The organism is Longimicrobium sp. (assembly GCF_036280135.1).
In the GTDB taxonomy this organism is placed as follows: Bacteria; Gemmatimonadota; Gemmatimonadetes; order Longimicrobiales; family Longimicrobiaceae; genus Longimicrobium.
In genome coordinates, this window is the sequence record NZ_DASURI010000983.1 from 1 (window position 1) to 10,798 (window position 10,798).

Consider the following 10,798-nt stretch of genomic DNA (forward strand, 5'->3'; position numbering starts at 1 on the left):
TCGTAGTAGCGGATGGCCCGCACGCTCACCCCCGTCCGGTCCGAGATCTCTCCCACGCGCATGGTGCCCCTCCGTGCTCGCGCGTCTGCCGCGTCCGGTGCCGCTCACCGTCACGCACCCAATCTAAACCCTGACGCTAATGTCAGGGTCAAGGGGTGGATGCGAAAGAGGTGCGGGAGGGGCGATTGGGGATGAGCCGAGCACGCGCCGGAGCGACTGAAGTCGCCGCAACGACAGCGGAAAGCCTCGCAAACTGCGCGAGGCTTCAACTGCCGGGCTCCCCGTCGGTGCACGTCGGGGCGATTCCGCTGGGGCAGTCCGCGAAGGCGGACTTCTTCGTGAATTTCCAGCGGCGAATTCATTCGCTCCGGCTGGGGGCCGGCCGTCTACGCGCTCACCGCCACCTCTCCAGGATCCGCTCCCCCGGCATCGTCAGCCCCGCATCCGGGTGCAGCCACGTGGCCAGCGCCTCGATGCCATCCACCACGCGCGGCCCCGACCGGCTGAAGTACGCGCTGTCGCCCACCGCCGCGCGCCCGCCGTCGATGGCGGACGGCGCCAGGCGGCGCAGGTGCGCGCGGTGCTCGTCGGCGTCCTGCCGCGCGCGGTCCATGGCGTATCCGCAGGGGACGAGCAGCAGCCGGTCGGGGTCCAGCCCCTCCGCGCGGCTCCACGGGATCTCGCGCGAGTGCGATCCCGCGTCGCCCACCAGGTTGTCGCCGCCGGCCAGCGTGACCATCTCCGGCACCCAGTGCCCCGGCGCGAACGGCGGGTCCAGCCACTCCAGCGTCAGCACGCGCGGCCGCGGACGCCCGGCCACGGCTTGGCCCACGCGATCCACGCGCCCGCGCAGCCGCGCGACGCCCTCCTCGCCCCGCGCGGACTGGCCCGCGGCGTCGGCCACCTGGCGCATGGTGTGGAGGATGCCGTCCAGCGTGTGCGCGTCCAGCGACACCACGGCCGGCTGCCAGGGGAGGGCAGCCACGGCGGCATCCACCGAGCCCGTGGGCACGGCGCACACCTCGCAGACGGCCTGCGTAAGGATCACGTCCGGCCGCACCTGGCGCAGGGCATCCACGTCCACCTCGTACACGCTGCCGTATTCCAGCATGCAGCGGCGCACCTCGGCGTCGATCTCGCCGCTGGTGAGGCCGGCGGGGTCAAAGCGCGAGCGGCTCAGGCGCGGCAGGCGCAGCGCCTGGGCGGGGTAGTCGCACTCGTGCGAGATGCCCACGAGGTGGTCCTGCAGTCCCAGCGCGTACACGATCTCCGTGGCGCTGGAAAGCATCGAGGCAATGCGCATCCGGTTCGCTCGTCGTCGGTCCGTGCGTCGCCCGGGGAATCGGGGGCGGCGCGTGCCGGGGAAGATAGAGGCTTCCGCGCGCCGGGTCGATCCCCGTCCTTGCACGCGCGCGGGCGAACGGCCTAGCTTGTCGCCGCCGACGATCACCCTCCAGAAGGCGTTCCCTCGATGCACATCATCCGCGAGCCGCGCATCACGCTGATCACGCGTCAGCAGTTCCTGTATCCCGAGCACATCGACTGGCACAGCGACAGCGACGTGGCGGGCGAGGTGGTCGCCGAGTTCGCGGGTCGCATGTGCTACCTCTCGTTCGGCGAAGATGCCGGCCTGGAGGGCGGACACAAGAGCATCCCCGGACGCACGTCCAACGAGGCCTACCTGGGGAACATCCTGCAGGTGAAGCACGGCAGCGTGCTGGAACACGCCGTGTGGACGCTGCTGATCGAGGGCGTCAGCCGGTCGCTCACGCACGAGCTCATCCGGCACCGCGCGGGCTTCGGGTTCTCGCAGCTGTCGCAGCGGTACGTGGACGAGTCCAACATCGGCTTCGTGCTGCCGCCGGAGATCTCCGAGAACACGCGCGCATTCGAGGTGTGGGCGGAGGCGTGCGAGCAGTCGCTGGAGGGCTACCGCTCCCTGCTGGACGAGATGTCCAGCCAGGTGGGCGACGACGGCCCGGCCACCATGCGAAAGAAGCGCGCGCGGCAGGCCGCCCGTTCCGTGCTGCCCAACTGCGCCGAGACCAAGATCGTCGTGACGGGCAACGCCCGCGCATGGCGGCACTTCATGGAGATGCGCGGCGCCGCCTCGGCCGACGTGGAGATCCGCCGGCTGGCGAACGAGGTGCTCCACATCATGCGGGCGGAGGCGGCCCATATCTTTGGCGACATGCACCTCGTCCCCCACGCGGACGGCACCGAAACGGTGGAGACGCAGCACAGCAAGGTGTGAGAGGCTTCAGGCGCATGCAGCGAACGCTGCGGCTCACGGCCGTGATCACGCGGGACGGAGGCGAGTACGTCAGCCTCTGTCCCGCGCTTGATATCGCCAGCCAGGGATCTACGATCGAAGACGCGCGAGAGAACCTGATCGAGGCGGTCGCGCTCTTCTACGAGTGCGCGGACGAAACCGAGATCACCCGCCGGGAATCTCGTGACGTGCACGTGACGGAGATCGATGTCACGGTTCTTGACACCGTACGACTCCGCTAGCTCCGCCACGCCCGACCCTTCCCCAGGCACCCCGGGGCCGGTTACCATGTACGACCGGCCCGGCGGCCGGCAGGCAATCCTCCGGAGCTCGTTCACGCGTTTTCATGCCCATCTCACAGGACCAGGCCCGCCAGGTGCGCGACCGGCTCGTGCAGGGCCGCCCCACGGCCGAGATGGTCGCGCTGCTCGACGCCACGCACGCCGACGAGCGCCCCGTTCCCCCGCGCGTGCCCTGCCTGCGCGAGTGGAGCGCGGACGCCCACCGCAAGCGCGTGGCGTTCATCCAGGAGCTGGGGACGGAGATCCCGCACCTGGCCGGCGACGCGCCCCATCCCGACGCCGGCACCCTGCGCGGCAGCATCGAGAACTTTATCGGGTTCGCGCAGGTGCCCGTGGGGCTCATCGGCCCGCTGCGGGTGAACGGGCTGCACGCGCGCGGCGACTTCTACGTGCCGCTGGCCACCTCCGAGGGCGCGCTGGTGGCCAGCCACGACCGCGGCGCCCACCTGGTGACGGCCGCGGGCGGTGCCATCTGCCTGACGACCAGCGAGCACGTGCAGCGCGCGCCGGCGTTCGTCTTCGAGTCGGTGACGCGGGCGGCGTACTTCGCGGCGTGGGCCGTGGACCAGTTCGAGGCGCTGCAGGCCATCGTGGCGCAGACCAGCAACCACGGGCGCCTGCTGGAGCTGCAGACGCACATCGAGGGCAACCAGGTCTACCTCATCTTCGCGTTCCACACGGGCGACGCGGCGGGGCAGAACATGGTGACGTTCTGCACGGCGGCCGTCTGTGACGACATCCTGGCGCGCACGCCCGTGCAGCCGCGCTACTGGTTCCTGGAATCCAACATGTCGGGGGACAAGAAGGCCACGGCCCTCTCGTTCCTGCAGACGCGCGGGCGCAACGTGACGGCCGAGGCGCGCATTCCCCGCGCGCTGGTGGAGGGCATCCTCCACACCACGCCGGAGCGGATGGCGGACTACTGGCGCGTGAGCTTCGTGGGCGGCGTGCGCACGGGCAGCATCGGCGTGAACGGGCACATCGCCAACGGCATCGCGGCGCTGTTCCTGGCGTGCGGACAGGACGTGGCGTGCGTAAGCGAGGCCAGCGTGGGCGTCACGCGGCTGGAGGTGACGGACGAGGGCGACCTGTACGCGGCCGTGAGCCTGCCCAACCTGATCGTGGGCTCGGTGGGCGGCGGCACACGCCTGCCCACGGCGCAGGAGTGCCTGCGGATCATGGACTGCCTGGGCGACGGACGCGCCAGCAAGCTCGCGGAGATCTGCGCGGCCGTCACGCTGGCCGGCGAGCTCTCCATCGTGGGCGCGCTGTGCGCCGGCGACTTCGCGCGCGCCCACGCCGCGCTGGGCCGGGGTGCGCGGTGACGCACGTCGAACGAGCGACCGTCGTCCAACCTCCCCCCGTCTTTTGGGGGAGAGGTGCGAACCTGGGCGAGCGGAGGGGGCGCCTCTCGGGGTCCGCTCTCGTGCGGGGACGATGAACACCGTCACCGCCCGCGCGCCGCTCGCTTCGCGCCTGTGGGCGTACCAGCGCGAGCGCTTCCCGGTGGCGGCATACGTGCCGCTCATCGGGATCTCGGGGCTGTCGGCGGCGGCGTGGTCGGCGGCGGCGCGCGGACGGCCGGGGCTGCCGCCGTGGCCCATCCTGCTCGTGGGCATGGCGACGGCGCTGGGCTTCTTCTTCCTCCTCCGTGTGGCGGACGAGCACAAGGACGCGCACGTGGACCGGCTGTACCGGCCGGAGCTCCCCGTGCCGCGCGGGCTCGTCACGCTCGCGGAGCTGCGGCGCGCGGGAGCCGTCGTCGCGCTGGGCGCCAGCGTGGCGAACGCGCTGATCGCGCCACGCCTGCTCTTCGCGCTGGTGCCCGCGGTGGCGTGGGCGGCGCTGATGGCGCGCGAGTTCTTCGTGGCGGAGTGGCTGCGCGCCCGCCCGGCGGCGTACCTGCTGAGCCACATGCTCGTCATGCCACTCCTCTTCGCCTACCTCACGGGGCTGGACTGGCTCGCTGTCCTCGATCCGCCGCGCGGCCTGCCGCTCTTTCTGGGTCTCGCCTTCCTCAACGGCATCCTGGTGGAGATCGGCCGAAAGATCCGCGCGCCGGAGGGCGAGCGCGACGGCGTGGAGACGTACACGGCCACGTGGGGCCCGCGCGCCGCGCCGGCCGTCTGGCTGGCCGCGCTGGCCGGCGCCGCCGCGTGCGCAGCCCTGGCCGCGTCCGGCACGAGCGGAGCCGAGACGGCCGCCGTGATCCTCGCCGTGCTGATGGTGCTCGCGGCCGTCCCCGCGCTGCTCTTCCTCCGTCGACCCACCTCCGCGCGCGCCAGGCGGATTGAGGCGGCGAGCGGATTGTGGACGCTCGCGTCGTACCTTATCCTCGGCTTTACGCCCTCGCTGTTCGTCGGATGACAGACGCCGCATCGCCTTTGAGCTCCGCCTGGGCCATCCACGCGGGCGGCGCCGTGCCGCCGCTGGAGGCCGTGGGCGGCAAGGCGCGCAACCTGGCCCTGCTGGGGGAGGCAGGCGCGGACGTGCCGCCGTGGATCGCCATCGGCACGGCGGCGTTCGAGCGGCTGGTGGGCGACGCGCCGTCTTCACTCACCGCGGACGCGGAGGCGGCGCGAACGAACGTGGCGCGGATGGAGCTGCCGGCGGACTTCCGCGCGGAGGTGCTGCACGCGCTCGACGCCGCCGGGCTGCGGGGCGCGCTGCTGGCCGTCCGCTCGTCCGCCGTGGGCGAGGACGGCGCGTCCGCTTCGTTCGCGGGCCAGTTCGAGACGGTGCTGGGCGTTCGCGCCGATGGGGACGCGGGCGGATTGTGGGATGCCATCCGCCACGTGTGGGCATCGGCGTTCAGCGCGCACGCGGCGGCGTACCGCGCGCGGCAGGGCGGCGTGCCGGCGCGGATGGCCGTCATCATCCAGCAGATGGTGGACGCGCAGGCCGCCGGCGTCGCCTTCTCCGCCGACCCTGTCCGCGCCGATGGGGACACGGCCGTCGTGAGCGCCGTCTTCGGGCTCGGCGAAGGGCTGGTGAGCGGCGAGCTGGACGCGGACACCTACCACGTCTCGTCCACCGGCGGCGTGACGGCGGAAATCGCGACCAAGGACCGCGCGCTGGGCCTGCAGCCGGACGGCGGCAGCGCGTGGATCCCCGTCCATCCGAACGATCGCCTGCAGCCCGCGCTCACGGAGGACGAGGCGCGCCGCATCGCGTCCGCCGCGCGGAGCCTGGCCGCGCACTTCGGCGCGCCGCAGGACGTGGAGTGGGCGCTGGCGAACGACGCCACGGGTGGACCGCGCCGGCTGTTCATCCTGCAGACGCGTCCCATCACCACGCGGGTGAAATCCGCCGCCACCGCTCCGAACAGGACGGGGGGAGAACGGCGGCTGTGGGACAACAGCAACATCGTCGAGAGCTACAGCGGCGTGACGACCCCGCTGACGTTCAGCTTCGCGCGGTCCGTCTACGAGCAGGTGTACCTGCAGTTCTGCCGGCTGCTGGGGGTGAGCGAAGAGCTGCTGACGGAGCACCGGCACGTCTTCGCCAACATGCTGGGGCTCGTCAACGGGCGGGTGTACTACAACCTGCTCAACTGGTATCGCGTGCTGGCGCTCCTTCCCGGCTACACCGTGAACCGCGAGTTCATGGAGCGGATGATGGGCGTCCGCGAGAAGCTGGAGGACGCGCCGGCCGTCCCCGTGGTGGCGGGAAAGTGGGAGGATACCGGCCGCACGGTGCGGATGGTGGGCAAGCTGATCACCGCGCAGCGCGGCCTGAAGCGCGAGGTGCCCGCGTTCCACGCGCGGGTGGACGCCGCGCTGGCGCCCCTGGCCGGCGTGGACCTGTCGGCCAAGAGCGCGGACGCGCTGGCCGCCCTCTACCGCGACCTGGAAGAAAAGCTGCTTCGCCACTGGCGCGCGCCGCTGGTGAACGATTTTTTCGCCATGATCTTCTTCGGCGTGCTGGTAAAGCTGGTGGAGAAGTGGATTCCCGGCGCGCCGCCCACGCTGGCCAACGACCTGCTCGTCGGCGAAGGCGGCATCATCAGCACGGAGCCGGCGAAGCGCGTGCTGGAGCTGAGCGCCCGCGTGGCCGCCGATCCCACGCTGACCGCGCTTTTTGAGACGGAGTCGGACGACGCGCGGCTGTGGACGCGCATCGGCCAGGCGGGGGACCACGCGGACTTCCATGGCGAGCTGCGGGCGTACCTGGACCGCTTTGGCGACCGGTGCGCCAACGAGCTCAAGCTGGAGACGCTCACGCACGGCGACGATCCGTCGTTCCTCGTCCGCCTGATCCGCACGTACGCGCGTGCCGGTGCCGTGCGCCCACAGGACGGAGCGCACGAGGCGCAGGTGCGCGCGTCCGCCGAGGCGACCGTGCGGTCGCGACTGCGTGGTCTGCGGCGACGCGCCTTCTTCTCCGTGCTGCGGCAGGCGCGCACCCGCATCCGCGACCGCGAGAACTTGCGCTTCGAGCGCACGCGCGTGTTCGGGGCGGTGCGGCGCATCTTTTTGGGCATTGGCGCGCGGCTGGCGGAATCGGGACGGTTGGACGCGTCCCGCGACGTGCTGTACCTGCGCGTGGACGAGATCTTCGCGCACCTGGACGGCACGGGCGTGACGACGGACCTGCGCGCGCTGGCGGCGCTGCGCAAGGCGGAGTTCGCCGCATACGAACGCGCTCCCGCCCCGCCGGACCGTTTCGAGACGCACGGTCCGCCCACGGAGTTCGTGGCCGCGCTGGCGCCGGCCGCCGCACCGTCCGCCGAGCTGCGCGGGACGGGCGCGTCGCCGGGCGTGGTGCGCGCGCCCGTGCGCGTGGTCCGTGACCCCAACCACGCGGGCGAGCTTACGGGGCACATCCTGGTGGCGGAGCGCACGGACCCGGGCTGGACGCTGCTCTTTCCCGCCGTGGAGGGCATCCTCGTGCAGCGCGGCTCGCTGCTGAGCCACAGTGCCATCGTGGCGCGCGAGCTGGCGCTGCCGTGCGTGGTGGGCATTGCCGGCCTGCTGGACACGCTGCGCGACGGCGAGATGGTGGAGATGGACGGCACCGCCGGCACCATCCGCCGCCTGGACGCGCCGGATGCCGAACCGTCTTTCCTTCCGCCCCGAAGCGGAGAGGCGTCATCCTGAGGAACGCCCGCGGAACCCGTTGACGTGCTACTCTGGACACTGGCAGAGGTAGCGACATTGTCATCCTGAGGAGCGCCGCGCGAACCCGATGGCGCTGAATACGTTGGCGCGACGAAGGATCTTGTGTGCGTGCCTCCGTGTCTGATCCGGTGCACGGACTTTCCGGGCGAGATCCTGCCTAAGCGCGGGCGCAGAGGAGGGGACGCAAGATCCTTCGGTCGGCGCCATGATCCTTGCCCGGGCGAAGCTCGCGCGGCGCCTCCCTCAGGATGACGCAAGCGGTGAGGCATCCATCAACACAGGCGATGCCGCCGCGTGTCAATCGCGTCACAGCGGCGCGGGCGCACCTGACATCCAGTGCCGCAAGGCATGAATCAGCCTAGACATAGCAGCATCGACAACCGCGCGTCGTTCTCCTTCATCCGCTACGCGAGCGTGTGGGAGGACGCGGACGTGCTCTGCGAGGCGCTCGCCCCGGCTGCCGCGGGCGGGCGCCTGCTTTCCATCGCCTCCGCGGGCGACAACGCCCTCGCGATGCTCACGCTGGACCCCGCGGAGGTCGTCGCGGCGGACCTGAGCCCGGTGCAGCTGGCCTGCGTGGAGCTGCGGATGGCCGCGTTCCGCCGGCTGGAGCACCCGCAACTCCTCGCGTTCCTGGGCACGGCGCCGTCGGCGGCGCGATTGGAGACCTATCGGTCTCTACGGGGCGATCTGTCGACAGAGGCGCGGGGGTTCTGGGACTCCATGCCGGACGCGATCGCCGGCGGAGTGATCCACGCGGGCAAGTTCGAGCGCTACCTGCGGGCGTTCCGCACCCGTATCCTGCCGTTCGTCCATCCGCGCCGGCGCATCGACCGGCTGCGGGAGAAGCGGTCGCTGGCGGAACAGGAGCGGTTCTACGCGCGCGAGTGGAACACGTGGCGCTGGCGCCTGCTCTTTCGCCTGTTTTTCAGCCGCGCGGTGATGGGACGGATGGGGCGCGATCCCGCATTCTTCTCACACGTGGAAGGCTCCGTGGGCGCGCGCATCCTGGCGCGGACGCGGCACGCGCTCACGGCGTTGCCCGTGCACAGCAATCCGTACGTGGCGTACATCATGACGGGCAACTACCCGCCCGAGGCCCTGCCCCGCTACCTGCGCCCGGAGTGGTTCGAGACCATCCGGTCGCGCATGGACCGGGTGCGGCTGGTGCGCGCGCCCATCGAGCAGGCGGGCGAGGGGCGCTTCGACGGGTTCAACCTCTCCGACATCTTCGAGTACATGAGTCCCGCGGAGCACGAGCGCTGCTACGGCGCGCTCGTGGAACGGTCCAATCCGGGCGCCCGGCTGGTATACTGGAACCTGCTGGCGCCCCGTTCGCGCCCGGATGCGCTCGCCGGCCGCGTGGAGCCGCTGCGTGACACGGCGCAGGCGCTGCACGCCCGCGACCTGGCGTGGTTCTACGGCGCGCTGCACGTGGACCGGGTGGCGGGATGAACGCGCTGACGGGATGGATGCCGCCGTTCGGCACGGTGGGGGGCGAGCTGGCCCGCGCGGGGCTCGTGAGCGTGTTCCTGCTGCTGCTGTTCGCCATCGGCGAGGCGTGGCGGCACTTCGGGAACCCGCCGGCGGAGTGGACGCGCAAGCTGGCGCACTTTGGCGCGGGCGCCGTCACGGCCGCGTTCCCGTGGCTGTTCGCGTGGCACGGGACGGTGCTCATCCTGGCCTTCGGGTTCGCGGGGATCATCTTCGCGACGCGCCGTTTGGGACTGCTGCAGAGCATCCACGGCGTGGAGCGGCGGTCGGAGGGGGGCATCTACTACCCCATCGCCATCTACCTCCTGTTCCTGCTGGCGGGAAACCAGCCGGTCTTCTACCTCATCTCCCTGCTGGTGCTGATGGTGAGCGACTCGCTCGCGGCGCTGCTGGGGTCGGAGTACGGCAAGGCCATCTACCACGTGGAAACGGACCGGCGGTCGCTGGAAGGGTCCGCCGTGTTCCTGCTGACGACGTTCATGGCGGTGCACCTGCCGCTCCTTTTGGCCACGGACACCAGCCGCTGGGCGAGCGTCCTCATCGCCACGCAGATCGCCCTGACGGTCACCATCTTCGAGGGGATCAGCCCCGGCGGCAGCGACAACCTGGTGGTGCCGCTGGCCACGTACTTCCTGCTGTGGATGATGACGCCGTACGGCGGCGAGCACATTGCCCGGCAGCTGGCGGCGCAGCTGGTGATCACGCTGCTGGCGGGGCTGCTGGCGTGGCGGTTCCGCTTCCTGGCCCTGAGCAGCGCCATGGGGTTGGCGCTCGTCGTCTACGGCGCGTACGCGCTGGGCGGCGCGGAGTGGACCATCGCGCCCGCGCTGGCCGTGCTCTGCTTCGCGGGGTTCCACCTGGTGGCGCGCCGGATGGAGCCCGAGGCGGGGGCCGGGTACCACATCCGCACGGTCTTTTACGTGGCCGGCCTGCCGACGCTCCTTTTCTTCACCAACGACGTGGTGGCGATCGTCTGGCCGCGCACGCCATCCAACCTGCTGTACCTGCCGTACGTGGGCGTGGTCGCCGCGCAGCTGATGATCGTGCTTTTCGCGCACCTGCTGCGGGTGCCAGGGGAGCGCCGCCGGTCGCCCAACCGGCTGGCGGCGTTCGGCGCCATCGTCGGCTTCCTCATCGTGGTACCGATCGGTCTCTCCGTGGGCACATCGGGTGTGAGCCGGTGGGGGGTGATGCTGGCGGCGCTCCTCTGCATCATCAGCGTCATGCTGTACCTGACGGTGCGGCGGGTGAAGGCGTGGCCCAAGGTGGCACCCTGGGACCTGCGCCTGCAGTCCATCAGCACGGCCATCGCGACCGCGCTGGTGCTGCCCCTGCACCTGTGGCAGCAGGGCGTGCTGTGAGCGCGATGGCGGATGCGGGGACGGGCGATGCCGGGATGGGCGATGCCGGGATGGGCGATGCCGGGATGGGTGATGCCGGGATGGGTGATGCCGGGATGGGCGATGCCGAGATGACCGATTTCGCCATGGCCACCTCCGCGACGAGCGAATGAATTCGCCGCTGGAACATCGCGAAGTCCGCCTTCGCGGACTGTCCGTCGCGGGCGAGTGCCACGCCGCCGGCCCGCGGTCCCGCGCGGGACGGTTTTT

At 71.3% G+C, this 10,798-nt stretch carries 9 protein-coding genes; 8 read left to right on the forward strand and 1 reads right to left on the reverse strand.

Features of this window, described 5'->3' with window-relative positions; translation table 11 throughout:
* Positions 1–394 precede the first annotated feature (394 nt).
* Positions 395–1,303, reverse strand: coding sequence for a cobalamin-binding protein (locus VFZ20_RS31600; protein WP_329687966.1), 909 nt, complete (start codon positions 1,301–1,303; stop codon positions 395–397).
* Positions 1,304–1,471: 168 nt separating this feature from the next.
* On the opposite strand from VFZ20_RS31600, the gene thyX reads away from it, so the two are divergent.
* The 8 genes from thyX (at position 1,472) to VFZ20_RS31640 (ending at position 10,701) form a co-directional block, all read left to right on the forward strand.
* Entirely contained in the window at positions 1,472–2,254 is a 783-nt protein-coding gene (thyX, locus tag VFZ20_RS31605; protein ID WP_329687967.1) for an FAD-dependent thymidylate synthase, read from the forward strand.
* A 14-nt stretch (positions 2,255–2,268) separates the two neighbouring features.
* Positions 2,269–2,514 carry a type II toxin-antitoxin system HicB family antitoxin gene (locus VFZ20_RS31610; RefSeq protein ID WP_329687968.1) on the forward strand — a complete coding sequence of 82 codons (246 nt, stop codon included), beginning with the start codon at positions 2,269–2,271 and terminating at the stop codon, positions 2,512–2,514.
* 104 nt (positions 2,515–2,618) lie between these two features.
* The gene (locus VFZ20_RS31615) at positions 2,619–3,899 is read left to right on the forward strand and encodes a hydroxymethylglutaryl-CoA reductase (RefSeq protein WP_329687969.1); all 1,281 of its coding nucleotides are present in this window, start codon (positions 2,619–2,621) and stop codon (positions 3,897–3,899) included.
* A gap of 112 nt (positions 3,900–4,011) precedes the next feature.
* Positions 4,012–4,941, forward strand: coding sequence for a hypothetical protein (locus tag VFZ20_RS31620; RefSeq protein WP_329687970.1), 930 nt, complete (start codon positions 4,012–4,014; stop codon positions 4,939–4,941).
* 17 nt (positions 4,942–4,958) lie between these two features.
* Positions 4,959–7,673 (forward strand): PEP/pyruvate-binding domain-containing protein, encoded by a 2,715-nt coding sequence (locus tag VFZ20_RS31625; RefSeq protein WP_329687971.1) that lies wholly within the window; start codon positions 4,959–4,961, stop codon positions 7,671–7,673.
* Between the two features lie 369 nt (positions 7,674–8,042).
* Positions 8,043–9,149 carry a DUF3419 family protein gene (locus VFZ20_RS31630; RefSeq protein WP_329687972.1) on the forward strand — a complete coding sequence of 369 codons (1,107 nt, stop codon included), beginning with the start codon at positions 8,043–8,045 and terminating at the stop codon, positions 9,147–9,149.
* Positions 9,146–10,549, forward strand: a complete 1,404-nt coding sequence (locus tag VFZ20_RS31635) for a hypothetical protein (protein ID WP_329687973.1) — start codon at positions 9,146–9,148, stop codon at positions 10,547–10,549. The genes VFZ20_RS31630 and VFZ20_RS31635 overlap by 4 nt, the downstream gene beginning before the upstream one ends.
* Entirely contained in the window at positions 10,546–10,701 is a 156-nt protein-coding gene (locus tag VFZ20_RS31640) for a hypothetical protein (protein WP_329687974.1), read from the forward strand. The genes VFZ20_RS31635 and VFZ20_RS31640 overlap by 4 nt, the downstream gene beginning before the upstream one ends.
* Positions 10,702–10,798 lie beyond the last annotated feature (97 nt).